Below are 25,775 nucleotides of genomic sequence, written 5' to 3'. Positions count from 1 at the left end.
GTTTTCCCCGTCGAACACGCCGCCGCGACACGGCAGTCGGGGCGGGCCCGTCACGACTCGCCGGGCTTCCGCCGGGCGTCGACGGCGAGGAAGAGAGCCATGCCCACCACCGCCCACGCGGCCAGCACCAAGTACGGCATCACGTGCACGTTGCCCGGGAAGTAGACGGCAGTGTGCTGGGCGTTGACGGACGCTCCCGGCGGGAGCCAGCGGCCGACCGCGCCCAGCAGCGACGGGAGCAGCGGCCAGGAGACCGCACCGCCGGACGACGGGTTGCCGAGGAGCACCATCACCAGCCAGGTGGGGATCATCGCCCAGCGTCCGATGAGGGCGTTGAACATCACGTAGACCATGCCGGAGGCGAACATGGTCAGCGCGAGGATCATCCAGGAGTGCACGAACGGCAGTTGCACGGCGTGCAGGGCCCAGCCCACCGTCGCCGCGATCACGAAGCCGCCGATCAGCGCGTACGCGGCGATGAATGAGAGCCGGGCCGCCGGGGACAGGTCCGGGACGTTGATGGTGAGCTGGATCGCGCCGATGAACCCGATGACGTCGGCGGCCAGCGTCATGTAGAAGATCGTCAGCCCTCGCGGGTCTCCCTTCCCCAGCGGTTTGAGGTCCTTGACGGTCACGCTCACACCCACCTGTTTCGCGACCTTCGGCGCGGCCTCCTGCAGCACCTCGGCCACCGAGGCGCCGGCGGCGCTGGAGAGGTCGAGCTCGACGCGGTCGCGGCTGTCCGCGCGCAGCACCGCGAACACCTTCTGGTCGTCTACGGCTTCCTTGGCCTGCGAGAACGTCCGGTATCGGTGGACCTGGAGCGACGATCCGAGCGCCTTCTCCAGACCGTTGACGAAGGCCCGGGCGCCCTGCTCGCCCGCGGGTTGCACCACGACGGCCGCCGGGATGGTCCGCGGCGTGGGGTCGGCCAGGGCGTAGGTGTAGGAGCCCGCGAAGAGCCCGGCGGCCGCGGCGACGATGAGCGCGAGTACGGCCGCGGGGAAGAACGGTGTGCGCCTGAAGGTCCGCCATCCGGAACGCAGATCCGTCGGCGGGCGCTGCACACCCCGGGCACCGTGCCCGCCGGGCGGGACGTGCCGGACGTGCGGGCTCTCGGTGCGGTCCTGGTCCGGCGAGCCGTCCGGTCCGCCGGAGGCGCGGCGCGGATTGCCCGAGCCCGGACCGCCGGAGGCGCCTGCACCGCCCGAACCCGCACCGCCCGAACCCGAACCGCCAGAGGTGCCCGAACCGCCCGAACCCGAGACGCGCGGACCCCCCGGTTCACGCCCGTCGCGCGGACCCCGCAGATCACGCTCGTCGCGCGGATCACTCGGATCGTCCGGTTCCGGCTCGCGCGGTTCGCTCATGTGCGCAACCTTAGGAGCGGTTTGTGCCTTTCAGGGGCTTTGTGACCCCTGTTCCGGTGTCTCCGTGCGGTCGCCCGACCCCGCCGCATGCGCTTCCGCACCCCGGGCGGCACTGGCCCGGGCCCGCACCCGCGGGGCAGCAGGACGCGCACAGCCGGACGCCGGGGGAATTGGCTGGCCGCTGGATTCGGTGAAATGCGATCCTGGATCCGGTATGCCGACATCCACGTCCCCCTCCCCGTCCATCGACGCTCTGCGCGAGCGCCTGCCCGAGCTGATGCTGCGCGACCGCCGGCGGCTGGGGCGGCGCCTCGACGGCGCGCGCAAGATCCGCAAGCCCGAGGCCCGCGAGGCGGTCCTCGCGGAGATCTCCGCGGCCATGGACGACTCCGAGCTGACGGTCACGTCTCGCCGTGAGTCGCGGCCCGCGATCTCGTATCCGGAGCAGCTTCCGGTCAGCCGCAAGAAGGACGAGATCCTCGAGGCGGTACGGGACCACCAGGTCGTGATCGTCGCGGGCGAGACCGGTTCGGGCAAGACGACGCAGATCCCGAAGATCTGCATGGAGCTGGGCCGCGGCATCCACGGCGTCATCGGCCACACCCAGCCACGCCGGCTCGCCGCACGCACGGTCGCCGAGCGCGTCGCCCACGAGCTGAGGTCGCCGCTGGGCGAGGCCGTCGGCTGGAAGGTCCGTTTCACGGACCAGGTCGGGGAGAACACCCTGGTCAAGCTGATGACGGACGGCATCCTGCTTGCCGAGATCCAGCAGGACCGCGATCTTCTCCGGTACGACACGATCATCATCGACGAGGCGCACGAGCGCAGCCTCAACATCGACTTCCTGCTGGGCTATCTCGCCCAGCTGCTGCCCAGACGCCCGGAGTTGAAGGTCGTCATCACCTCGGCGACGATCGACCCGGAGCGTTTCTCACGGCACTTCGGCGACGCGCCGATCGTCGAGGTCAGCGGACGCACGTACCCCGTGGAGGTGCGCTACAGACCGCTGCTCGAAGCGGACTCCGACGAAAAGGACCGCGACCAGACCACGGCCGTCTGCGACGCGGTCGACGAGCTGCAGGCCGAGGGCCCGGGCGACATCCTCGTCTTCCTCTCCGGCGAGCGCGAGATCCGGGACACGGCGGACGCGCTGGAGAAACGCATCGCCGGCAGGGGGCGCAAGGGAGGCGCCGCGGGAGCCGCCGGCGGCACGGAGATCCTTCCCCTCTACGCCCGGCTCTCCCACGCCGAGCAGCACCGCGTCTTCCAGAGTCACCAGGGGCGCCGCGTCGTCCTGGCCACGAACGTCGCGGAGACCTCCCTCACGGTGCCCGGCATCAAGTACGTCGTGGACCCGGGCACCGCCCGCATCTCCCGTTACAGCCACCGCACGAAGGTCCAGCGGCTGCCCATCGAACCGGTCAGCCAGGCCAGCGCCAACCAGCGGAAGGGCCGCTGCGGCCGTACGTCCGACGGGATCTGCATCCGGCTCTACTCCGAGGAGGACTTCCTCTCCCGTCCCGAGTTCACGGACGCCGAGATCCTGCGCACGAACCTGGCCTCCGTCATCCTCCAGATGACCGCGGCCGGCCTCGGGGACATCGAGAAGTTCCCCTTCATCGACCCCCCGGACCACCGCAGCATCAAGGCGGGCGTCCAACTCCTCGAGGAACTGCACGCGTTCGGCACCTCCGCCGCCTCCCGCGCGTCGAAGGACGGCGGCAAGCGCCTCACCGGCACCGGCCGCAAGCTCGCGCAGCTCCCCGTCGACCCGCGGCTGGCCCGCATGGTGCTGGAGGCGGAGCGGAACGGCTGCGTGCGTGAGGTGATGGTGATCGTTGCGGCCCTTTCGATCCAGGACCCGCGCGAGCGCCCCTCGGACAAGCAGCAGCAGGCGGACCAGCAGCACGCGCGCTTCCGCGAAGAGGGCAGCGACTTCCTCGCGTTCCTCAATCTGTGGCGCTACGTGCGCGAGCAGCAGAAGGCACTGTCCTCGTCCGCCTTCCGCCGCATGTGCAAGGCGGAGTTCCTCAACTACCTGCGTATACGGGAGTGGCAGGACATCTACGCGCAACTGCGCCAGGTGGCCAAAGCGATGGACATCCTCCCGGCCGGTTCCGACCGGGAGGCGCCGGCCGACGCCGTGCACCAGTCGCTGCTGGCCGGCCTCCTCTCGCACATCGGGCTCAAGGACACCGACAAGAACGAGTATCTCGGCGCGCGCAGCGCCAAGTTCGCCGTCTTCCCCGGCTCGTCGCTCTTCAAGAAGCAGCCGCGCTGGCTGATGTCCGCGGAGCTCGTGGAGACCTCGCGCCTGTGGGCCCGCGTCAACGCCAAGGTCGAGCCCGAGTGGATCGAGCCGCTCGCCGAGCACCTGGTGAAGCGCACCTACAGCGAGCCGCACTGGGAGCAGAAGCAGGCGGCGGTGATGGCGTACGAGCGCGTGACGCTCTACGGGGTGCCGCTCGTGGCCCAGCGCAAGGTCAACTACGGCCGCATCGACCCGGAGACGTGCCGTGACCTGTTCATCCGGCACGCCCTGGTCGAGGGCGACTGGCGCACGCACCACCGTTTCTTCCATGACAATCGCAAACTCCTCGACGAGGTCGAGGAGTTGGAACACCGCGCGCGCCGCCGCGACATCCTCGTCGACGACGAGACGCTGTACGACTTCTACGACGAGCGCGTCCCCGGACACGTGGTCTCCGGCGCCCACTTCGACGCCTGGTGGAAGAAGCAACGGCATGAGGACGCCGACCTGCTCAACTTCGAGAAGTCGATGCTCATCAACGAGCAGGCGGAGGAGATCAGCCGCAGCGACTATCCGGACGTGTGGCAGCAGGGCGACCTCACGCTGCGCGTCACCTACCAGTTCGAGCCCGGCACGGACGCGGACGGCGTGACGGTGCACGTCCCGCTCCAGGTCCTCAACCAGATCACGCCGGCGGGATTCGACTGGCAGATCCCCGGCCTGCGCGAAAGCCTCGTCACGGAGCTCATCCGCTCGCTGCCCAAGGCCGTCCGGCGGCACTACGTCCCCGCTCCGGACTTCGCCGCGCGTTTCCTGCGCGTCGCCACGCCCGGGCAGGAGCCGCTGACCACCGCGATGGCCCGTGAGCTGCGGGGCATGGTCGGAGTGCCCTTCGAGGCAGGCGACTTCGACCCGGGGAAGGTGCCCGACCACCTCAAGGTCACCTTCCGGGTCACGGACGAACGGCGCCGCACCCTTGCCGAGTCCAAGGACCTGGAGGAACTGCAGCACCGGCTGCGGGACAAGACGCAGGCCGCCATCGCGCGCGCCTTCGAGTCGTCCGCACGCGCCCAGCGGAAGGGTGAGCGGGAGCGGGGGGCGAAGTCACCTTCCGCGCAGGCGCCCGCATCCGGCCCGGGGGACGCGGCACCTGCCCTCTCCTCACGCAAGGGTCTGACCGAGTGGACGATAGGTTCCCTGCCCCGCGTCTTCGAGACGCGTCCCCGGGCGTCGGGCGGGAAGGGCACGGTCGGCAGCCAGCCCGTGAAGGCCTACCCGGCGCTGGTGGACGACGGCGACTCCGTCTCCGTTCACCTCTTCGACACCGAGGCCGAGCAGCAGCAGGCCATGTGGCGCGGGACGCGCCGGCTGATCCTGCTCAACATCCCTTCCGACCCTGCCAAGTTCGCCGCCTCGAAGCTGTCCAACCCGCAGAAGCTCGCCCTCTCGCGGTCCCCTCACGGCAGCGTGCAGGCGCTCTTCGAGGACTGCGTCACGGCCGCCGCCGACCACCTCATCGCAGGGCACGGCGGTCCGGCGTGGGACGAGGAGGCCTTCCGGAAGCTTTTCGACGCCGTACGTACGGATCTGGTCGACGCCACGCTCAAGACGGTCAAGCAGGTTCAGGAGGTGCTTGCCGCCTGGCACTCCTGCGAGCAGCGTCTGCGCGGCGTCACGAGCCCTGCCCTCGCGGAGTCCGCCGAGGACGTCCGCCGGCAGCTCGCCGACCTGGTCTGCCCCGGCTTCGTCACCCGGCACGGCGCGGCCCGGCTGCCGGACCTGCTGCGCTATCTCGTCGCCGCCGACCGCCGTCTGCAGCAGATGCCGAACAACGCCGAACGCGACCGCACGCGGATGGCGAAGGTTCAGGAGATGCAGGACGAATACCTCTGGCTGCTCGAGCAGTTCCCTCGCGGACGTCCCGTGCCGCAGGCGGCGCTTGAGATCCGCTGGATGATCGAGGAGCTGCGCGTCAGCTACTACGCCCACGCCCTGGGCACCGCCTACTCGGTCTCGGACAAACGCATCATGAAGGCGGTGGATGCGGCAGCGCCGTGAGGGTGACGAACCCGTCGCACAAGGTGAGTTCGCTCCGCTCGTCGGGCTGCTGTAGAGTCTCGCTCGCGCCCGGACGCCGGGTGCGGACAAGGTCCTGTGGAGCAGTTTGGAGTGCTCGCCACCCTGTCAAGGTGGAGGCCGCGGGTTCAAATCCCGTCAGGACCGCAGTGTGATGTCTCAGGACATCGGAAACTCCCGGACCCACGGTATGTGGGTCCGGGAGTTTTGTTGTGTGCCGTCGCTGTGGGGTGGTCGGCGGGGGGCTGGTGGTCGCAGCTGGTGTCGATGCGGTCGCGGCGGATGCGGTCGTGGGTGTCGGCCGGGCGACCGAGCACCGCTGGCTGTCTGTCCCCGGCGAGAGTTGTGATCACTCCAGTTCACAGAGGTCGCTGCGGGCTGTTGAGCAGCGGCGAAAACGGCGCTTGGGGCCGTGCGATGAGTTCGCAGTCCCGGAACGGTCTGCCTCGGTAGTTACCAGGACCAGGCGGCTCACCTTGAGGCGACGGAAGCTCGCCACCAGGAGGATGGTGCAGTGACCAAGCGTTTGGGCAGGGTGACCTGCGACCTCTCGATCTCCGTCGATGGCTACGCGGCCGGGCTCAATCAGTCCGAGCAGCGCCCGTTCGGCGACGACGCCGGAGACGGCTGGGGAGACCGGTTGCACGGCTGGATGTTCGCAACCGCGGAGACGCGGCAGGCAGAGCTCGACCGGCTGACGGAGTTCGGCGCCTTCATCATGGGGCGCAACATGTTCGGCCCCGTACGCGGTGCGTGGGATCGGCAGTGGAAGGGCTGGTGGGGCGACAATCCGCCGTACCACGCACCGGTCTTCGTGCTCACCCACCACCCACGCGACCCGCAACCGATGGACGGCGGCACCACGTTCCACTTCGTCACCGACGGCATCGAATCCGCACTGCGGCAGGCTCGCGAGGCGGCCGGGGACCGCAACGTGTCGATTCACGGGGGTGCGACCACCATCAACCAGTACCTCGCCGCAGGCGCGATCGACGAGCTTCGGCTACACATCGTGCCGTTCACGCTCGGCGCCGGCACACGGCTGTTCGATGGCGTGCCGTCACTGAATCTTGAGCAGGTGGAGTCGCGAGCAGGGAACTCGGTCACACACATGACCTATCGCGTGCTGTCCTGAGAGAAGGCGGTGCCACTCACAACTACGGTCTGGCTTCGATGACGCCCCTCGACGACGACTGCAGTGATGATCAACCTGACACTCGACTCCGTCGAGCAAGGCACAAGCAGCGCCGCAGCCCGTCCCGTACACAGGGGCGGGCTGCGGCGCTGTGGTGCGGGGCCGGCAGCCCTGCTGCGGCGCTGTGAAGCGGCATACGGGGCCCCAGGGTGCGCGATGACGTGACACCTCGTCAGCCCTGCGCCCGAGCCGCCACAAGCGCTGTCAGCGGCTTCCGCAGCCGTCCGTGCGCCGTGCCCGGTGCTGCGTGCGCCCCGCTCAGCACTCCTTGACGGCCAACCGCCCGGCCGGTACTTCTCGTAAAGGGAGGTGGGGCATCAATGGGGACAACTCCGCGCCGTGCTCGGCGACATGAGACGAAGGCGCTGCTGCGTGCACACCTGGCGGCTGCCACCCGCTACCGGCACGTGACACACCACTGCCCCGTCTGCCACCGACTGCAGCGCCTGGCGATGGAACACGCGGCGGAGGAGCCTGCGGGCAGGCCCGCGGAGTGAGCAGAAGGACCGCCCCCGGACTCCCCCAGGGGCCGACGCGCACCACCTGCCGCGTCCAACTACTCAACGCCCGTTCCGCATAAGGGCGTTCGGTGGCGGACTGTGAAGCTGCGAAGAACCGGGCGACGAGTCCGTCCTGATATAGGAGAATGATCGTTCTCCACAACCGACATCAGGTGTGACAGGAGTCACCGCTCCGGTTCCGGGCGCACGGGACCATATGCCCTTCTCATCACCGGCCAATTTAATATGTGCAATTGCACTGGGACTCATCGGCGTCCCGGCCGTCCGAAGCAGTCCTGCCGGCGTGCCAACTCGCCCTCGCGCAACACCAGTCGGACCCCTGCCGACCATGCGGTTTCCCACCCGTCGGCACCGGTCCGGCATGCCGCGGCTCCGGGCACGACCAGTCCGGACACGGCAGATCCGGACACAAAAAGATCGCGCCGGACCCGGCGGAGTCCAGCGCGATCAACGATCAAGCACCGTTGGGGACAGTTGCCTGACGTCTGTTGCCTCGGGCGCCGATCGGGGATGAGGGCCCCGAATACGCCCGTATATGCAGTTATTTCGTCTGATCAAACCTCACTGCGCTGCTGCGGGATGCCCGCCAGCAGTGCGCGCACCTCCGCCTCGCGGTATCGGCGATGACCACCGAGCGTGCGGATCGACGTGAGCTTGCCTGCCTTTGCCCAGCGTGTGACCGTCTTCGGGTCCACGCGGAACATCGTGGCAACCTCCGCCGGGGTCAACAGCGGCTCGGCATCAGGGGTGCGAGCGGTCATGAGCGGCCTCCTCGAAGGAACCGAACCATACGGTTCTTTCCCAAAATTCTGCACCTTGGCCCGCGTTGCCCGATATGGACCTACGCGAGCCGAGTCGGTTATAGGACGAACGGCTTGTCCTCGGCACTACAACTACACCATCTGTCCAGCCACGGCGGCCAAACCGATGGAATTGCCCTCTGAGGTGGTGAACCTCGACGGAAGCCGATGGACCAGCCCATAGCGGACAGTCACACCGCCGTGACGAACAGTCACAGCGTGACCAACTGGCACCAGCCCCACCAAGGTGGGCAATACCGATCTTTCCGACCACAGTTGGATGGATGGAGCCCCCGTCGAACTCCTTGTCCTATTTTGACACGAGGGACGGCTCTGAGAGCAAGGCCCAAGAAAGTGCTGTCCGTCACGCTTGAGGCTTTGGCCCCTTTCGGGACCTTGGTCCTGGAGGTCCGTGACGTGCACCACCCCGTAGGCCCCCGTCCGCGTTCAGTTCACGAACACAACCGTGCACATGAACCTCACGGACCGAACCCGCGTAGTCAGTTGGCGAACTGCAGTTCTCTCACAGCCCGCCAGCGGTCCGTGAGCCGCTCGTAGGCGACGCCGGCCCGCTCCCCGTCCCCTGCGCGCAGTGCCGCGATTCCCTCCGCCACATCCGCGGCGGAGTCGTCGTCCGCAAGCTGCTCCTCAGAGATCGCGTGCGCCAGACCGCCGTAGTCCAGTTCGACGAGGGACCGCGGATGGAATTCCTCCAGCCATCTGCCCACGTCGACCAGCCCGTCGACGAGCGGCCCCTCCTCCAACTCCTCGCGGAGAACCTTCAGACCGCGGGCGAGGCGACGCCTCGCCTCGACCATCGGGGTGCGATAGCGGAGGACGAACTGCTGAACGCTCTCCTCACCGCTTCCGGGCTTCGCAAACTCTTTCTCTTCCGAAGAAAAAAGAACGAACCAGCGCACGGGCACGTGCCACAGCGCCGTGCGGATCCACGGACGGGCATCCGGATTGCGCGTCAACCAGCGCTCATAGTCCGCTGCGGCCTGCCGGCGCACCACGGGCGGAACGGCCGCGTCCAGCACCGTCTGCGGCATCGCAACCTCCTGTTCACCCGCCGCCTGCGAGAGCGCTGCAAGCGCCTGCCAGCCGCGCAGCCGCGTCCGCCAGGGGCACACGCAGACCACACCGTCCACCTCCGCCACGAAGGCGTCCGCGCTCTCGCGCACCGGCACCGCAACCGGCGGCACCGGAAGCAGATCGGCCAGCGAACGCCTCAACTCGTCCTGGGCGGTGGGCACCCGGTCCCGCTTCGCGTACCGCACCCAGTGCGCACGCTCCGGCTCGGGGAACGCGGCCAGTGGCTCGTACACCCGCAGATACGCCGCGTACGGGACGATGACCGACGCCTGCTGACCCACGCGTTCTCCTCCAGAATTCGCGAAATCGGGCTCCGTCAGGAGCCCCGGCCCGCGCCGTGCCGGGCGGGTCCCGAAGACAGTTGACTACCACCGATCGTGGCACCGCAACGATCCGGCCGCGCGCAGGTCGTACCCTGCTCTCGACCGGCCCTCCCCGCCGTGCGCGTCACAAGCCCGGACGGCGACCAAGAGGGCGTACAACCCGACATCAGGAGTCACCACCGTGGCTGACGTACGTCCCTCCCCGCGGCCCGCCCCGGCGCCCACCATCAGCGCCGACGGAGCGAGCGGCACAGGGATTCTGCGGACTCTCTTCCGGTCCGAGCTCGGCGGGCACGAGCAAGTCGTGCTGTGCCAGGACCGGGCCAGCGGCCTGAAGGCCGTCATCGCCCTCCACTCCACCGCACTCGGGCCCGGCCTGGGCGGGACGAGGTTCCACGCCTACCCGGGGGAGGAGCAGCCCGAGGAAGCCGCCCTCATGGACGCGCTGAACCTCGCCCGCGGCATGTCGTACAAGAACGCGATGGCCGGCCTCCCCCACGGCGGTGGCAAGGCCGTGATCATCGGCGATCCGGAGAAGATCAAGACGGAGGAGCTGCTCCTCGCCTACGGCCGTTTCGTGGCCTCGCTGGGCGGCCGCTACGTCACGGCCTGCGACGTGGGCACGTACGTGCAGGACATGGACGTGATCGCCCGCGAGTGCCCCTGGACGACGGGACGCTCCCCCGAGCGGGGCGGAGCGGGCGACTCCTCGGTGCTCACGGCCTTCGGCGTCTACCAGGGCATGCGCGCCTGCGCCCAGCACCTGTGGGGGGCTCCTGCGCTCCGCGGCCGCACGGTCGGCATCGCGGGCGTCGGCAAGGTCGGCCATCACCTGGTCGGGCACCTGCTCGAGGACGGCGCCCGCGTGGTCGTCACGGACGTGCGGCCCGAAGCGGTGGAGCGGGTGCGCTCCTCGCACCCGGAGGTCGAGGCCGTCGCGGACGCGGCAGCGCTGGTCCGCTTCGACGGGCTCGACGTCTACTCGCCCTGCGCCCTCGGCGGAGCGCTCGACGACGAGTCCGTTCCGGTCCTGACCGCCCAGGCCGTGTGCGGGGCCGCCAACAACCAGCTGGCCCACCCGGGTGTGGAGAAGGACCTCGCCGACCGCGGGATCCTCTACGCGCCGGACTACGTCGTCAACGCCGGCGGCGTGATCCAGGTCGCGGACGAGCTCCTCGGCTTCGACTTCGCACGTGCCAAAGCAAAGGCTGCAAAGATCTACGACACCACGCTTTCGATCTTCGAGCGGGCAGCCGCGGACGGAGTACCGCCGGCCGCGGCTGCGGACCGCATCGCAGAGATGCGTATGGCGAACGGCGGACCGGGCGGTGAAGGTCCGGGGAAGTCCGGAAGCTGAGGCTGCCGGGGGTCTTCTCACGACCCCTCGGCGGGTCGACACTCGGACGCACGGTAAAATAAGAGCTGACCAGCGAAGAGAGAGCCACCGGACGCGTCTGCCGGCGGCCGTGTCGTGCGGGCGGCGTACCGTACGGCGGCGGAAGCAGGTACCGTTGAAGCCCTACGGGCCGGTCTCTCCTTCGAGGGTCCGCTCTGAATTGTGAACGCGTGTCAAGACTCTGGGGCCGTCGAGCCCCGTCGTTGAGGGGGTCGAGCCATGGGGCGCGGCCGGGCCAAGGCCAAGCAGACGAAGGTCGCCCGCCAGCTGAAGTACAACAGCGGTGGGACGGACCTCTCGCGCCTGGCTGAGGAGCTGGGCGCATCGACGTCGAACGAGCCGCCGAACGGCGACCGCTTCGCGGACGATGAGCGTGACGACGACCCGTACGCACAGTACGCGGACGTGTACAACGACGAGGAGGACGAAGGCGGGTCCTCCGATTCTTCGGCGCAACGGCGCCGGAGCTGACGTCCACAGATCCCTGCCCGGTCCGGCATCAGCCGGACCGGGTTCTGTGCTGTTCCGGGGCGTGCGCGTACGTCTCGCATCGCCGCTCGTGACGTGCCGCGCAGACCGGCGTGATCGCAGCGGCCACCACGCCCGCGGGGGCGTCCGGGTCACGCCGCATAGTCACCGGTGAGCGTCACGGCTTCGCCGCCCGCCGGGCGCTCGGTGATCTCTCCCGCCACCCAGGCCTCCACTCCCCGGTCGGCAAGAGTGGTGAGCGCGGCTTCGGCGGATTCCTGCGGCACGACGGCGACCATGCCGACGCCCATGTTCAGAGCGCTCTCCAGTTCGTTGCGCGCGATGTTCCCCGCGCGGCCGACCAGGTCGAACACCGGGCCCGGCGTCCACGTCGCGCGGTCGACGCGGGCCTGCAGTTCCTCGGGCACGACCCGCGCGAGGTTGCCGGCCAGTCCGCCGCCGGTGATGTGCGAGAAGGCGTGTACCTGCGTGGTGCGGGTCAGGGCGAGGCAGTCCAGCGAGTAGATCTTGGTGGGCTCCAGCAGTTCCTCGCCGAGGGTGCGGCCGAACTCCGGCACCTGCCTCTCCAGGGCCCAGCCCGCGCGTTCGAAGAGCACGTGCCTCACCAGCGAGTACCCGTTCGAGTGAAGGCCGGAGGAGGCCATGGCGATCACGGCGTCCCCCGTACGGATACGATCCGCGCCCAGCACCGCATCGGCCTCGACGACGCCCGTGCCGGCGCCCGCGACGTCGTACTCGTCCGGTCCGAGGAGGCCCGGGTGCTCGGCGGTCTCGCCGCCCACCAGCGCGCAGCCCGCCAGGACGCAGCCCTCGGCGATGCCCTTGACGATCTGGGCGACCCGTTCGGGGACGACCTTCCCGACGCAGATGTAGTCGGTCATGAACAGCGGCTCGGCGCCGCAGACCACCAGGTCGTCCACGACCATCGCGACAAGGTCGTGGCCGATGCTGTCGTGCTGGTCCATGCGCTGTGCGATCGCGACCTTCGTGCCGACGCCGTCGGTCGCCGAGGCCAGCAGGGGACGGTCGTACCGCTTGAGGACGGAGGCGTCGAAGAGGCCGGCGAAGCCGCCGAGCGTGCCCACGGACTCGGGGCGCTGGGCCTTCTTCACCCATTCCTTCATCAGCTGGACGGCGCGGTCGCCCGCCTCGATGTCCACGCCGGCGGCGGCGTAGGTGGCGCCGGCGGATCCAGCGGGCTCGGCAGACTCGGCAGGCATCGGATCGGCTCTTTCGGGTCGTGGGGGAAGCGGGCGGGCGTCCGCGGGCCTGTGGGCCGGGACGGGCTGCGCGGCTACGGGCGCCGCAGGGCGTCGGTGCCGCCGACTCCCGCGGTGAGGGTGCCCACGCCGTCGACGTCGGGGACGGAGGGCTGCTCGGTGCCGTGCCGGCCGCCGGCCGCGTCCGGCTCGCGCAGGTGCTTGCCCAGCAGTTCGGGATCGGGCAGCGGCATCGGGTACTCGCCGTCGAAGCAGGCCCGGCACAGCTGCGACTTGGGGATCGTCGTCGCCTCGGTCATGCCGTCGATGGAGATGTACGCCAGGGAGTCCGCGCCGAGGGATTTGCCGATCTCGTCGACGGTCAGGCCGTTCGCGATCAGCTCGGCACGGGTGGCGAAGTCGATGCCGAAGAAGCACGGCCACTTGATGGGCGGGGAGGAGATCCGCACGTGGACCTCGGCCGCACCGGCCTCGCGCAGCATCCGCACCAGGGCGCGCTGAGTGTTGCCGCGGACGATCGAGTCGTCCACGACCACGAGGCGCTTGCCGCTGATGACCTCCTTCAGCGGGTTGAGCTTCAGGCGGATGCCGAGCTGCCGGATCGTCTGGCTCGGCTGGATGAACGTGCGGCCCACGTAACTGTTCTTGACCAGGCCGCTGCCGTACGGGATGCCGCTCGCCTCGGCGTAGCCGATCGCGGCGGGGGTGCCGGACTCCGGTGTCGCTATGACCAGATCGGCGTCGGCGGGCGCCTCGGCCGCGAGCTTGCGGCCCATCTCGACGCGGGAGAGGTAAACGTTCCTCCCGGCGATGTCGGTGTCCGGGCGGGCCAGGTAGACGTATTCGAAGACGCAGCCCTTGGGTTTCGCTTCCGCGAACCGGGTGGAGCGGAGGCCTTCCTCGTCCACGGCGATCATCTCGCCCGGCTCGACCTCCCGGATGAAGCTCGCGCCCACGATGTCCAGCGCCGACGTCTCGCTCGCGACGACCCAGCCGCGCTCCAGCCGCCCGAGGACGAGGGGACGCACGCCCTGCGCGTCGCGGGCCGCGTAGAGCGTGTGCTCGTCCATGAAGACGAACGAGAAGGCGCCCTTCACCTGTGGCAGCACCACGGGGGCCGCCTGCTCGACGGTGAGCGGGCGGCCGTCCTCGTCGGTCTGCCCGGCGAGGAGGGCGGTCACCAGGTCGGTGTCGTTGGTGGCCGCGACGCGCGTGGCCCGGCCGCTGCTCTCCGTCGACTGCGCGGCCACCAGCTCCGCGAGTTCGGCGGTGTTGACCAGGTTGCCGTTGTGACCCAGCGCGATCGAGCCGTGCCCGGTGGCACGGAAGGTGGGCTGGGCGTTCTCCCACACGGACGCGCCCGTCGTCGAGTAACGGGCGTGCCCGACCGCGATGTGGCCGCGGAGAGAGCCGAGGGAGGTCTCGTCGAAGACCTGGGAGACAAGGCCCATGTCCTTGAAGACCAGGATCTGTGAGCCGTTGCTGACTGCGATGCCCGCGGACTCCTGACCGCGGTGCTGCAGCGCGTACAGACCGAAATACGTGAGCTTCGCGACCTCTTCCCCGGGAGCCCACACGCCGAAGACGCCGCAAGCGTCCTGGGGGCCCTTCTCGGAGGGAAGAAGATCGTGACTTAGTCGTCCGTCACCACGTGGCACGCCCCCGAGTCTAGGACAGGAGGCGCGTTGCTCCGAATCGGGGACACCTCCGGACCCGGAGGGGGGAATCGGGTGACACGGCCGCTACCTGTGGTGACGAGGCCGCGGGCAAGGCGGAGGCCGGTCCTCCGCGTTGTTCCGCGACGTGCGCCGGCCGGTTCCGGTACGGCTCCCCGCGCTCAGCCCAGCAGGGGCAACTGGCCGCTGAGATCGGCCCGTTCACCGCTCGCGGAGACCACCGCCGCCTTGCGGGCCTCGTCCCAGCCGACCCGTCCGGTGGCGAGTCTGATCCAGGTGAGCGGGTCGGTCTCGACGACATTGGGCGGGGTGCCGCGAGTGTGCCGCGGGCCCTCGACGCACTGGACGACCGCGAACGGCGGCACCCGCACCTCCACCGAGGCCCCGGGCGCCTTCACGGCGAGGGTGTCGGTAAGCAGCCGCACCGTGGCGGCGAGCGCCTGCCGGTCGAAGGTGACGGCGCTGCCGGTGGCACGGGCCAGATCGTCGCTGTGGACGACGAGTTCGACGAGCCTCGTCACGGTGAAGTCGAGCATCCGCATCGCGCCGGCACCGTGCGGGATGAGCAGGTCCTCGCGCACCGCCGACTCCAGCACGGGCTCCAGCTGTGCGACGGCCTCGTCGATGCGGGCGGCGCCGCCGGCGGCCGCGCGGTCGGCCTCCTCGCGGGTCTCCAGGTCCAGTTCGGCGGCGGCGCCTGCGGTGGACAGCGCCCAGGTCGGCAGGTCCACCTCGGGGGCGGCGGTCTTCGACTCCGGACCGGCGAGGAAGCGGGGCACCGAGTCGATCTGCAGCGCGATGTGGACGAGGAGACGGTGCACGTCCCAGCCGGGCAGACCTGAGGGACGGGCGCGCTGCTCGTCGGTGAGCGCGTGCGCGGCGGCGGTGACGGCCTCGACCTGGCCGATGAGCGCCTGACGGACACGTGCGGGGTCGTAATTGCGCCTTGCGGGGGCCTTGCTTCGTTTGACGGGCGGCATGGTCAAGAGATTAGGCGCTGGACGGACGGCCGGTGGGCGGAGCGTGCCAGGTCACCCGGGGCCCGGCCACTCGCGGAGGGCCGTGGCTGCGCGGGGCGGGCGGTAGCCGCGTGGGGCGGGCGGTGGCTGCTCGCGGCCGCGCCGGGCCGGTTCGGACCGGTTCGGACCCCGGCCCGTGCCGGTCACGCCGTTCCCGCGGGCCGGGCCGTGCTCTCCCTCCCGACCAGGCGGTGCTCCGCGTACAGCGTCGTGTGCGGCGCCTCCGGGTCCCCGGCGATGCGGGCGAGCAGGGCCTCGACGGCGAGCTTGGCGACCTGGTGCTTGTCCGGTGCCACGGTGCTGAGGGAGGGGACGCTGAACCGGGTCTCCTCGATGTCGTCGAAGCCGATCACCGCGACGTCGTGCGGCACGGTGCGGCCCGCGTCGTACACGGCCCGCACGGCCCCGGAGGCGAGCAGGTCGGAGAAGCAGAAGACGGCGTCCGGCGGCTCCGGGAGGGCGAGGAGTTCGCGCATCGCGGTCATGCCGTCGGTACGGGTGAAGGCCGGTACGAGCGGCGTCAGTGCGGGATCGTGCGGGAGGCCGGCGGACTCCAGCGCCCTGAGGTAGCCGCGGGCCCGCTGCTGCGAGGTGGTGAAGAGCGGGTCGGCCTGGAAGCCGACGGCCGCGACGCGGCGCCGTCCGCCGGCGATCAGGTGGGCGGTGGCCTCCTGCGCGGCGAGGACGTTGTCGATGAGGACGTGGTCCGCGGGCACCTCGTAGTCGCGCTCGCCGAGCAGGACGAGCGGCACGCGCCGTTCACGGCGGGCGAGGGTGGACTGGTCGAGCCGCTGCGGGGAGAGGAGCACGCCGTCGATGAGCGGGTCGGACAGGCCGCAGGCGACGCGCAGTTCGGCCGAGGGGTCGCCGCCGGTGTCCTCTATGAGGACGGAGACGTCGTGCTCGCGTGCGGCGTCGATGACGGCCTTCGCGAGTTCCGCGAAGTACGGCTGGACCAGTTCCGGCACGGCGAGGGCGATGACGCCGCTGCGGCCGGTGCGCAGGTGGCGGGCGGAGACGTTGGGCCGGTAGTCGAGCTCCTGGATGGCGCTCAGCACGCGCTGGCGGGTGGGCTCGGCGACGCGGACACTGCCGCGCACGACGTTGGAGACGGTCTTGATGGACACGCCGGCCCGCTCCGCGACGTCCTTGAGTCTCGTCCCGCCCATTCCGCTCCCCTCGTACGGGCTGGTGTGCCCGCCCTTGCTCCCGCCGGCCCCGTATGTCCGGACGGAAAGATCCGTCGGACGTGTTGACGTCAGATTACGCCCTGCGTACAACGTTGGAACAGCGGATTTCCGCTGGGTCCGGCCGCTTGGCCGGGGCTGGTCCCGACGGGCGGTTCCCGGCCGTTCGTCTCCCGCGGCTCTCAACGTCGAATGGACGGACGTGGTGCGTGTGCAGGGCAGGAGGAGGTTCCTCGGCACCGTGGGCTCCCTCACGGCCGCCGGGGCGCTCGCGGGGTGCGGCACTCCGGTGGGGCAGGCGTTCACGGGCTCCGCGGGCCCGCCGTCGCTGCTCAACTTCTGGCATCCCTTCACCGGTGGTGACGGCGCCCAGCTGGTGACCATGCAGAGCGGCTACCGCAAGGCCAACCCCGACGTCGACCTCAAGTCGACCACGCTGGTCTGGGGCGCCCCGTACTACACGAAGCTCACCCTGGCGACGCTCGGCAGCCGCCCCCCGCAGGTCGCCATCACCCACGTCTCACGGCTGCCGACGCTCGCCGCCTCCGGGCTGCTGCGGGAGATATCCCGCTCCGAGCTGGAGGAGAACGGGCTGCGGCCGGACCGGTTCGCCAAGGCCGCCCTCAAGTCGGCGCACCACGACGGCAAGCTCTACGCGCTGCCGCTGGACACCCACCCCTTCGTGCTCTACTACCGCACCGACGTCGCGAAGAAGGCCGGACTGCTCGACGGCAAGGGCAAGTTGACGGACGTCGACGGACCCGACAAGTTCCTCGACGCGATGCGGGCCGCCAAGGAGGTCACCGGCGTCTGGGGCGGCTCCATCGCCACCGTCAAGGACCCCGCGACCTGCTGGCGGCTGTTCTGGTCCCTCTACCGGCAGCTCGGTGCGGACCTGGTCACCGACGGCGGCCGGAAGGTCGTCATGGACGTGGGAGCGGCCGGGGAAGCCCTCGCCTACATCCGGCGCATGTCTGCCGAGAAGCTCATCCCACCCGGCGCGGACGGCGACGGCGGCGCGATCACACTGCTCACCTCGGGCAAGGCCGGGTTCCTCATGGACGGGGAGTGGCAGCTCCTGGCCGTACAGGGCGCGGTGAAGGACAAGTTCGACATCCGCACCTTCCCGCGGATCTTCCGCGACGCGCCGTACGCGTGCGCCGCCGACTCGCACGCCTTCATCCTGCCGAAGGCCCCGTCCGAGAAGGCCCAACGGGCGGACAAGGCACTGGACTTCACCCACTCCATGCTGGAGGCGAGCCTCGACTGGGCCAAGGGCGGCCACATACCGGCCTGGCAGCCGACGGCGGACTCCGGCGCGTACCACGAGCTGGTGCCGCAGGCGCACTACGCCGACGCGGCGGACGGGGCGGCCTACGACCCGGCCGCCTGGTACTCCGGCGCCGACAGCAACCTCTACCGGCGCTTCGGCGACGTCGTCGCCTCCGTCGTGGGCGGCCACACCCGTCCGGGCCCCGGCGCGGCACGCATGCTGGCGGCCGTGAAGGACCTGGCAGCAACGGAGGCACCCGTATGAGCGCGGGCACGAGCGTGCACCCGGGCGCCGGGGCGGGCGTGCCCGCGTCCGGACGCGGGACCGGGGGCGGGCGGTGGACGGCATCCGGGATGCTGCTCCCATTCGGCGTGTTCTACGTCCTGTTCCTCCTGGGCCCGCTCCTCTACACGGCGGTCGCCGGCTTCTTCAACGACAGCCTCGTCAAGGACGGACCCGGTGAGTGGGTCGGGACGGCGAACTACGCGGAGGCCCTCACATCCGCGGAGTTCTGGTCCAGCCTCGGCCACACGCTCTGGTTCACCGTGCTCACGACGGTGCCACTGATCGTTTTCTCGCTGGCGCTGGCCCTCATGACGGACCGGTTCTCGCGCGGCAAGTGGTTCTTCAGGCTGGCGTTCTTCGCCCCGTTCATGCTGCCCTCCTCCGTGATCGCGCTGCTGTTCATGTGGATCTACGCGGACGAGATCGGGCTGGCGCAGAACGTGGTCACCTGGTTCGGCGTGCAGGCGCCCTCCTGGCTGGGCGACCCGGACTGGGCGATGATCTCCATAGCCGCCGCGACGATCTGGTGGACGATCGGCTTCAACTTCGTCATCTACCTGGCCGCGCTCCAGGAGATCCCGCGGGACGTGCACGAGGCCGCCGCGATCGACGGCGCCGGGCCGTGGCAGCGCATCCGGCTGGTGGTCGTCCCGATGCTGGGTCGTGCGACCACGCTCGTCGCGGTGCTCCAACTCGTCGCATCGCTCAAGGTCTTCGACCAGATCTACATGATGACGAACGGCGGCCCTGACGACGCCACCCGGCCGTCGCTGCTGTACATCTTCCAGACCGGCTTCACCGACGGACGTGCCGGCTACGCCTCGACGGTCGCGCTGCTGCTCTTCGTCATCATCCTGCTGATCTCGCTCGTCTGGTTCGCGCTGATCCGGCGCACCGAGAAGGAGGTCTGAGCACGATGACGACCCTCACACCGGCAGCGCCCCGCAGCACGGAAGCGGCACCGTCCGGGCCCCGCCGCCGGCGCACCGATGCGGAGCGGCTGTTCAGCCGCGTGACGCTGGGCGTGCTGATCGCTCTCGCGCTGCTGTGGCTGGTGCCCATCGCGTGGGCTGTGGCCACGTCCCTGCGGTCGCCCAACGACGTCGCAACGGACCCGACTTCGTGGCTGTCGGACAACCCGACGCTCTCCTCGTACGAGGAGCTGCTGTCGGCCGGGCGCATCCAGTACTGGTACCTGAACAGCTTCATCACCTCGACGCTGACGACGGTGCTCGCGGTGTGCACCACGTCCCTGGCCGCCTTCGCGCTGTCCCGGCTGAAGTTCCGCTACCGGCGGCCGGTCTTCCTGGTCATCCTCGCCGGCGTCATGATCCCGCCGCAGCTGCTGATGATTCCGCAGTTCCTGACGCTCCAGGCCACGGGGATGCTCAACACGTACTGGGCCGTGGTCCTGCCGCAGGTCCCCAACGTCGTCTCCGTGTTCGTCTTCAAGCAGTTCTTCGACGGCATTCCCGTCGAACTGACCGACGCGGCGCGCGCGGACGGCGCGAGCTGGCTGCGGATCTACTGGCAGATCGTGATGCCGCTGGCCCGTCCCGCCATCTCCGCCGTGACGATCTTCGTCTTCGTGTGGTCCTGGAACAACTTCCTCTGGCCGCTGCTGGCCGTCACGGACCCGCAGATGATGACGCTCCCCGTCGGCCTCAACTCCGTACAGGACGCCTTCGGGCTGCCGCAGGCCCAGCTGATGGCCTCGGCGGTGCTCGGTGCCCTGCCGCTGCTGACCGTCTTCCTCTTCTTCCAGCGGCGGATCGTCGAAGGAATCGCAGGCACCGGCCTGAAGTGACAGCGGCACAGCGCCCGTTCATGAGCGAGCCCGGACCAGGAACAGCACCGAGAGAGGCACCCACCGCATGACCGAACAGCCCGACGGCACCGCCCGCATCACCATCGACCCCGATTTCACCCTCGGAACCGTGGACCCCCGTGTGTACGGGACCTTCGTCGAGCACATGGGCCGCTGCGTCTACACGGGCATCTACGAACCGGAGCACGAGACCGCCGACGAACACGGTTTCCGCGGCGACGTGGCCGGACTCGTGAACGAGCTCGGCACGGGCCTCGTCCGCTACCCCGGCGGCAACTTCGTCTCCGGCTACCGGTGGGAGGACGGCATCGGCCCGGCCGAGGAGCGTCCGCGCCGCCTCGACCTGGCCTGGAGGAGCCTGGAGTCGAACCAGGTCGGCACCGACGAATTCCTCGGCTGGACCCGCCGCCAGGGCCTCGAGCCGATGATGGCCGTCAACCTCGGCACCCGCGGCATCGACGCGGCCCGCGCCCTCGTCGAGTACTGCAACATCCCCGGCGGCACCGCCTGGTCGGACCTGCGGGTGAAGAACGGCGTACGCGAACCGCACGGCGTGAAGCTGTGGTGCCTGGGCAACGAGATGGACGGCCCCTGGCAGACCGGCCACAAGACGGCCACGGAGTACGGGCGCCTCGCGGCCACCGCCGGCAAGGCGATGCATCAGGTCGACCCGTCCATCGAGCTTGTGGCGTGCGGCAGTTCGAACGCGCGGATGCCCACGTTCGGCGAATGGGAGCGGCAGGTCCTCCACGAGACGTACGACGAGGTCGACTACCTCTCCCTGCACGCCTACTACGAGGAGACCGACGGCGACCGCGCCAGCTTCCTCGCCAGCGGCGCCGAGATGGACGCCTACATCTCCGACATCATCGCCACCGCCGACCACGTGCGCGCCGTACGCCGCTCGAAGAAGCGGATGATGCTCTCCTTCGACGAGTGGAACGTCTGGTACCAGTCCCGCTTCCCCGGCGAACGCGCACTGCCGCTGGAGGAGCAGCCGCGCCTCATCGAGGACACGTACAGCGTCACGGACGCGGCCGTCGTCGGCTCGCTGCTGATGACACTCCTGCGCCACGCCGACCGGGTCCCGGTCGCCTGCCTCGCGCAGCTCGTCAACGTCATCGGGCCCATCCGCAGCGAGCCGGGTGGCCCCAGTTGGCGGCAGACCACCTTCCACCCCTTCGCGCTGACGGCCCGGTACGCCCGGGGCACCGTGCTGCGGACCGAGGTGTCCGGACCCGTCGTCGAGACGCCGCGGTACGGGGCCGTCTCCGCGATCGACACGGCCGCGACGCTGGACGAGGAGACCGGCGAGCTGACCGTGCTGGCCGTCAACCGCGACCAGGAGCAGCACCTCGGACTGCGGGCGGCGCTGCGCGCTCCGGGCAAGCAGTACCGCGTCATCGAGCACCTGATGATCGCCGACCACGACCCGGACGCGGTCAACACACAGGCCGAACCGGAACGCGTCACGCCACGCCCCGTGAGGGAGACGGCGGTGAGCGCGGAGGGCGAACTGGAGGCGGTGCTGCCGCCGGTCTCCTGGAGCCTGATCCGGCTGGCGCCGGAGGCGTAGCGACGGCGGGACGCGGCTGGCGCCGGAGGGGCGCGGCTGGCGCCGGAGGGGTGGCGGCGGAGGGGCGTGGCTGGCGCCGGCGGCGTAGCGACCGCGGGACGCGGCGCACCGAAAGCGTCGGCGCGCGAGCTCCCGGCGCCGGAACCGCGCCGCGCCGCGCGCCCCACATCCCGCCGCGACGGCGGGAACCAGCTCGCGCCGCAGGCGTCGGCCCGGCGGGAGCCGGAGCGGTCCGACCCCGGCACGCGGACTCCCCATCGCGCCTCGCGCCGCAGGCGCGGACTCCCGGCTCGGGCGCCGCAGGCGCCGCCCGCGCCGCAGGCGTCGGCCGCCGCGCCGCGCGCCCACATCCCGCCACGACGGCGCGACGGCGCGACGGCGGGACGGCGGGACGGCGGGACGCTCCGCGGCGCGGGCCCGGCGGCGCCGAACCCACCTCGATGCGGCCAACTCGCCCACCGGGAACGCCCGTTACCCGCAACGCCGAACACGCGCTCCGGGGCCCGCCCCGCGGGGGTCGGCGGACCGGCAGTCGCCACGCCGCCGGAGACGGTCCACCGCGCCGCGCGCCCACATCCCGTCGCGGCGGAGGCGGCGCTGTTCCCGCGCACGCGCGCCGCAGCGACCGCGAACCGGAGCCGGTCAGCCGAACAGCGCCGGCAGCGTGCCCTCGTGCGCTTCGCGCAGCTCACGCAGCGACACGCTGAACTGGCCCTGGATCTCGACCTCTTCGCCGTCCACGACACCGATCCGCGCGGCCGGAAGTCCCCGCGCCCCGCACATGTCGTTGAAGCGGACCTCTTCGCTGCGCGGGACCGCGACCAGCGCGCGTCCCTGCGACTCGGAGAAGAGGAAGGCGAACGGCGAGATCCCGTCCGGCACGACCACGCGCGCACCGTTGCCGCCCTTCAGGCAGGACTCGGTGAGCGCCTGGATCAGTCCGCCGTCGCTCAGGTCGTGCGCGGCGTCGATCATCCCGTCACGGGAGGCGGCGATGAGGATCTCGGCGAGCAGCCGCTCCCGTTCCAGGTCGACGGCCGGCGGGAGCCCGCCCAGGTGCCCGTGTGCGACCTGGGACCAGGCGGAGCCGCCGAACTCCTCCCGCGTCTCGCCGAGGAGATAGAGCAGCTGTCCCTCCTCCGCGAACGCGATCGGCGTACGGCGGGTCACGTCGTCGATGACGCCGAGGACGCCCACGACGGGCGTCGGGTGGATCGCGGCGTCGCCCGTCTGGTTGTAGAGGGAGACGTTGCCGCCGGTCACCGGAGTGCCCAGCTCCCGGCAGGCGTCGGCGAGCCCGCGGCACGCCTCGGCGAACTGCCACATGGCCGAAGGGTCCTCCGGCGAGCCGAAGTTGAGGCAGTCGGTGACCGCCAGGGGGCGTGCGCCGGTGGCCGCGACGTTGCGGTACGACTCGGCCAGTGCAAGCTGGGCGCCCGCGTAAGGGTCGAGCTTGGCGTAGCGGCCGTTGCCGTCGGTGGCGACCGCGACGCCGAGACCCGTGGTGTCGTCGACGCGGATCATGCCTCCGTCCTCCGGCTGCGCCAGGACGGTGTTGCCGAGCACGTAGCGGTCGTACTGGTCCGTGATCCAGGACTTGGCGGCCTGGTTGGGGGAGGAGACCAACGCCAGTGCGGCGGCCCGCAGTTCGTCGCCCGTGGCGGGGCGGGGCAGCGCGGCCGCGTCGTCGGCCTGAAGTTCGTCCTGCCAGGGTGGGCGCTCGAACGGCCGCTGGTAGACGGGGCCTTCGTGAGCGACGGTGCGCGGCGGCACATCGACGATCTGCTCACCGTGCCAGTAGATCTCCAGCCGTTCACCCGGTGTGACCTCGCCGATGACCGTGGCGATGACGTCCCACTTCTCGCAGATCTCCAGGAAACGGTCCACCTTGTCCGGCTCCACCACCGCGCACATCCGCTCCTGCGACTCGCTCATGAGGATCTCCTCGGGCGAGAGTGAGGAGTCGCGCAGCGGGACGGTGTCCAGCTCGACGCGCATGCCGCCGCTGCCGGCGCTGGCCAGCTCGGAGGTGGCGCAGGACAGCCCGGCGCCGCCCAGGTCCTGGATGCCGGCGACCAGCTTCTCCTTGAAGATCTCCAGGGTGCACTCGATGAGCAGCTTCTCCTGGAACGGGTCCCCGACCTGGACGGCGGGCCGCTTGGCGGGCCCCTCCTCCTCGAAGGTCTCCGAGGCGAGCACCGAGACGCCGCCGATGCCGTCGCCGCCGGTGCGCGCGCCGTAGAGGATGACCTTGTTGCCGGTGCCGGAGGCCTGCGCGAGGTGGATGTCCTCGTGCTTCATCACACCCACGCACAAGGCGTTGACCAGCGGGTTTCCCTGGTAGCAGGGGTCAAAGACCACCTCGCCGCCGATGTTGGGCAGCCCCAGGCAGTTTCCGTAGCCGCCGACGCCCGCTACGACGCCGGGCAGGACGCGCCTGGTGTCGGGGTGGTCCGCGGCGCCGAAGCGCAGCGGGTCCATCACGGCCACGGGACGGGCGCCCATCGCCAGGATGTCGCGGACGATGCCGCCGATGCCGGTGGCCGCTCCCTGGTAGGGCTCGACGTAGCTGGGGTGGTTGTGCGACTCGACCTTGAAGGTGACGGCGTAGTTCTGGCCGATGTCGACGACGCCGGCGTTCTCGCCGATGCCCACGAGCATCGCGTCACTCTCGGGGGCCTTCTCGCCGAACTGCTTCAGGTGCACCTTGCTGCTCTTGTACGAGCAGTGCTCCGACCACATCACCGAGTACATGGCCAGCTCGGCCCCGGTGGGGCGCCGGCCGAGGATCTCGCGGATGCGCTCGTACTCGTCCTGTTTGAGGCCGAGTTCGGCCCACGGCTGCTCGGTGCCGGGGGTGTCGGTGGCGTGCTTGACGGTGTCGAGGGCCGTGCGGTGTGCGGGCTGCGTGGACGGAGTCATGCGGTGACCAGCCTCTTGAGTACCGAGGTGAAGAAGCCCAGCCCGTCGGTCGTCGGCCCGGTGAGGGTCTCGACGGCGTGCTCGGGGTGCGGCATGAGACCGACCACGTTCCCGGCCTCGTTGGAGATGCCCGCGATGTCGCGGCGGGAGCCGTTGGGGTTGCCGTTCAGGTACCGGAAGACGACACGGCCCTCGGCCTCCAGCGCGTCCAGGGTGCGCTCGTCGGCGACGTAGCCGCCCTCGCCGTTCTTCAACGGGACGGTGATCTCCTGGCCTTCGGCGTAGTCCGACGTCCAGACGGTGTCCGCGCGCTCGACGCGCAGCTTCTGGTCGCGGCAGACGAAGTGCAGGTGGTCGTTGCGGGTGAGCGCACCGGGAAGCAGATGCGACTCGCACAGCACCTGGAACCCGTTGCAGATGCCGAGCACCGGCATGCCGGCGCGTGCCTGCTCCAGCAGCGGCTCCATGACGGGCGAGAAGCGGGCGATGGCGCCGCAGCGCAGGTAGTCCCCGTAGGAGAAGCCGCCCGGCAGCACGACCGCGTCGACCTGACGCAGGTCCTTGTCGCGGTGCCACAGTTCGACGGGCTCGCCGCCCGCGAGCCGCACGGCGCGGCGGGCGTCGCTGTCGTCGAGGGACCCGGGGAAGGTGACGACGCCGATGCGTCCGAGGCGCGCGCCGGAACCGCCGGTCACGCAGCGGCCCCCTCTTCGACGCGCACCGTGTAGTTCTCGATCACTGTGTTCGCGAGGAACGTCCCCGCCAGTTCGTGGACACGGGCCAGCGCCTCGTCGGTGACGGGCTCCGCCACCTCCAGTTCGAAGCGCTTGCCCTGGCGTACGCCCTCGATGCCCTCGAAGCCGAGACGCGGCAGTGCTCGCTGCACCGCCTGTCCCTGCGGGTCGAGGATCTCCGGCTTCAGCATGACGTCGACTACGACGCGAGCCACAGGTACTCCCGGTGATGGTGGTTTTGCTGAGCGTTGGTGCGTGCTGCCAGCGAAGCGACGCGCCCGGCCAGCCTACCGGCCACGAGAATCTACGCGCGTGGATATCTTCGCCGGGTACTCACCGCACCCGCTTTCCACCCCCGCCCCACGGCACCGGCACCGCCCGGAGCTCTGGGAAAAATGCCGTGAAAAAAGTATGGTCCCGATTGCGGTCTGACACGCGAGTCGAAATACTCTCGCTTCACATTGCAAAGTCCGCAGCTGTACAAAAGAAATGTCCCACCTCAATCATGCGGATCACTCGCACCTCCCCCTGGTCCTCCC

General features: G+C 70.2%; 19 protein-coding genes and 1 tRNA gene. 10 read left to right on the top strand and 10 right to left on the bottom strand.

The window, feature by feature from the left end:
• Nucleotides 1-50: 50 nt before the first annotated feature.
• Nucleotides 51-1,067, bottom strand: coding sequence for a hypothetical protein (locus H180DRAFT_RS16480; protein ID WP_055486892.1), 1,017 nt, complete (start codon nucleotides 1,065-1,067; stop codon nucleotides 51-53).
• Between the two features lie 517 nt (nucleotides 1,068-1,584).
• Between H180DRAFT_RS16480 and hrpA the strand changes: the two genes are divergently transcribed.
• The 4 genes from hrpA (at nucleotide 1,585) to H180DRAFT_RS30450 (ending at nucleotide 7,389) form a co-directional block, all read left to right on the top strand.
• On the top strand, nucleotides 1,585-5,679 hold the full coding sequence (gene hrpA / locus H180DRAFT_RS16475) for an ATP-dependent RNA helicase HrpA (protein WP_055486831.1): 4,095 nt from the start codon (nucleotides 1,585-1,587) through the stop codon (nucleotides 5,677-5,679).
• Between the two features lie 90 nt (nucleotides 5,680-5,769).
• Nucleotides 5,770-5,844: transfer RNA gene (locus H180DRAFT_RS16470), tRNA-Asp, on the top strand.
• 367 nt (nucleotides 5,845-6,211) lie between these two features.
• Nucleotides 6,212-6,832 (top strand): dihydrofolate reductase family protein, encoded by a 621-nt coding sequence (locus H180DRAFT_RS16465; RefSeq protein WP_055486830.1) that lies wholly within the window; start codon nucleotides 6,212-6,214, stop codon nucleotides 6,830-6,832.
• Between the two features lie 380 nt (nucleotides 6,833-7,212).
• The gene (locus tag H180DRAFT_RS30450; protein WP_254666047.1) at nucleotides 7,213-7,389 is read left to right on the top strand and encodes a DUF6274 family protein; all 177 of its coding nucleotides are present in this window, start codon (nucleotides 7,213-7,215) and stop codon (nucleotides 7,387-7,389) included.
• Between the two features lie 578 nt (nucleotides 7,390-7,967).
• On the opposite strand, the gene bldC is transcribed toward H180DRAFT_RS30450, so the two are convergent.
• Both bldC and H180DRAFT_RS16455 read right to left on the bottom strand, forming a co-directional pair.
• A complete protein-coding gene (bldC, locus tag H180DRAFT_RS16460) occupies nucleotides 7,968-8,174 on the bottom strand; it encodes a developmental transcriptional regulator BldC (protein WP_027749187.1) in 207 nt (68 codons plus the stop codon).
• 539 nt (nucleotides 8,175-8,713) lie between these two features.
• The gene (locus tag H180DRAFT_RS16455; protein WP_055486829.1) at nucleotides 8,714-9,589 is read right to left on the bottom strand and encodes a DUF8083 family protein; all 876 of its coding nucleotides are present in this window, start codon (nucleotides 9,587-9,589) and stop codon (nucleotides 8,714-8,716) included.
• A gap of 268 nt (nucleotides 9,590-9,857) precedes the next feature.
• On the opposite strand from H180DRAFT_RS16455, the gene H180DRAFT_RS16450 reads away from it, so the two are divergent.
• Together H180DRAFT_RS16450 and H180DRAFT_RS16445 are read left to right on the top strand one after the other, a co-directional pair.
• On the top strand, nucleotides 9,858-10,988 hold the full coding sequence (locus H180DRAFT_RS16450) for a Leu/Phe/Val dehydrogenase (protein WP_055486891.1): 1,131 nt from the start codon (nucleotides 9,858-9,860) through the stop codon (nucleotides 10,986-10,988).
• A 258-nt stretch (nucleotides 10,989-11,246) separates the two neighbouring features.
• Nucleotides 11,247-11,498, top strand: coding sequence for a DUF3073 domain-containing protein (locus H180DRAFT_RS16445; protein ID WP_055486828.1), 252 nt, complete (start codon nucleotides 11,247-11,249; stop codon nucleotides 11,496-11,498).
• 149 nt (nucleotides 11,499-11,647) lie between these two features.
• On the opposite strand, the gene purM is transcribed toward H180DRAFT_RS16445, so the two are convergent.
• The 4 genes from purM to H180DRAFT_RS16425 all read right to left on the bottom strand — a co-directional run bounded on the left by purM (nucleotide 11,648) and on the right by H180DRAFT_RS16425 (nucleotide 16,600).
• Nucleotides 11,648-12,736, bottom strand: a complete 1,089-nt coding sequence (gene purM / locus H180DRAFT_RS16440) for a phosphoribosylformylglycinamidine cyclo-ligase (RefSeq protein ID WP_055486827.1) — start codon at nucleotides 12,734-12,736, stop codon at nucleotides 11,648-11,650.
• A gap of 74 nt (nucleotides 12,737-12,810) precedes the next feature.
• On the bottom strand, nucleotides 12,811-14,394 hold the full coding sequence (gene purF / locus H180DRAFT_RS16435; protein WP_055486826.1) for an amidophosphoribosyltransferase: 1,584 nt from the start codon (nucleotides 14,392-14,394) through the stop codon (nucleotides 12,811-12,813).
• 179 nt (nucleotides 14,395-14,573) lie between these two features.
• Entirely contained in the window at nucleotides 14,574-15,392 is an 819-nt protein-coding gene (locus H180DRAFT_RS16430) for a maleylpyruvate isomerase family mycothiol-dependent enzyme (protein WP_055486825.1), read from the bottom strand.
• 182 nt (nucleotides 15,393-15,574) lie between these two features.
• Nucleotides 15,575-16,600 (bottom strand): LacI family DNA-binding transcriptional regulator, encoded by a 1,026-nt coding sequence (locus H180DRAFT_RS16425; protein ID WP_055486824.1) that lies wholly within the window; start codon nucleotides 16,598-16,600, stop codon nucleotides 15,575-15,577.
• 220 nt (nucleotides 16,601-16,820) lie between these two features.
• Here H180DRAFT_RS16425 and H180DRAFT_RS16420 point away from each other — a divergent pair, with 220 nt between their 5' ends.
• The 4 genes from H180DRAFT_RS16420 (at nucleotide 16,821) to H180DRAFT_RS16405 (ending at nucleotide 21,580) form a co-directional block, all read left to right on the top strand.
• A complete protein-coding gene (locus tag H180DRAFT_RS16420) occupies nucleotides 16,821-18,155 on the top strand; it encodes an ABC transporter substrate-binding protein (protein ID WP_159033580.1) in 1,335 nt (444 codons plus the stop codon).
• A complete protein-coding gene (locus H180DRAFT_RS16415; protein WP_055486822.1) occupies nucleotides 18,152-19,087 on the top strand; it encodes a carbohydrate ABC transporter permease in 936 nt (311 codons plus the stop codon). Before H180DRAFT_RS16420 ends, H180DRAFT_RS16415 begins: the two co-directional genes overlap by 4 nt.
• A 5-nt stretch (nucleotides 19,088-19,092) precedes the next feature.
• The gene (locus H180DRAFT_RS16410) at nucleotides 19,093-19,983 is read left to right on the top strand and encodes a carbohydrate ABC transporter permease (RefSeq protein ID WP_055486821.1); all 891 of its coding nucleotides are present in this window, start codon (nucleotides 19,093-19,095) and stop codon (nucleotides 19,981-19,983) included.
• A 67-nt stretch (nucleotides 19,984-20,050) separates the two neighbouring features.
• Nucleotides 20,051-21,580: an arabinosylfuranosidase ArfA gene (locus tag H180DRAFT_RS16405; protein ID WP_055486820.1), complete on the top strand. Its 1,530-nt coding sequence runs from the start codon at nucleotides 20,051-20,053 to the stop codon at nucleotides 21,578-21,580.
• A 642-nt stretch (nucleotides 21,581-22,222) separates the two neighbouring features.
• Here H180DRAFT_RS16405 and purL read toward each other — a convergent pair.
• The 3 genes from purL to purS are packed head-to-tail and all read right to left on the bottom strand — an operon-like array spanning nucleotide 22,223 to nucleotide 25,451.
• On the bottom strand, nucleotides 22,223-24,502 hold the full coding sequence (purL, locus tag H180DRAFT_RS16400; RefSeq protein ID WP_055486819.1) for a phosphoribosylformylglycinamidine synthase subunit PurL: 2,280 nt from the start codon (nucleotides 24,500-24,502) through the stop codon (nucleotides 22,223-22,225).
• Nucleotides 24,499-25,197, bottom strand: coding sequence for a phosphoribosylformylglycinamidine synthase subunit PurQ (purQ, locus tag H180DRAFT_RS16395; protein ID WP_055486818.1), 699 nt, complete (start codon nucleotides 25,195-25,197; stop codon nucleotides 24,499-24,501). The genes purL and purQ overlap by 4 nt, the downstream gene beginning before the upstream one ends.
• Nucleotides 25,194-25,451, bottom strand: coding sequence for a phosphoribosylformylglycinamidine synthase subunit PurS (purS, locus tag H180DRAFT_RS16390; RefSeq protein ID WP_055486817.1), 258 nt, complete (start codon nucleotides 25,449-25,451; stop codon nucleotides 25,194-25,196). The genes purQ and purS overlap by 4 nt, the downstream gene beginning before the upstream one ends.
• Nucleotides 25,452-25,775 lie beyond the last annotated feature (324 nt).

It is taken from the genome of Streptomyces sp. WMMB 322, from assembly GCF_900090145.1.
Taxonomy (GTDB): domain Bacteria; phylum Actinomycetota; class Actinomycetes; order Streptomycetales; family Streptomycetaceae; genus Streptomyces.
The sequence above is the reverse complement of the archived record's forward strand: the minus strand, read 5'-3'. Positions and strand labels throughout refer to the sequence as shown.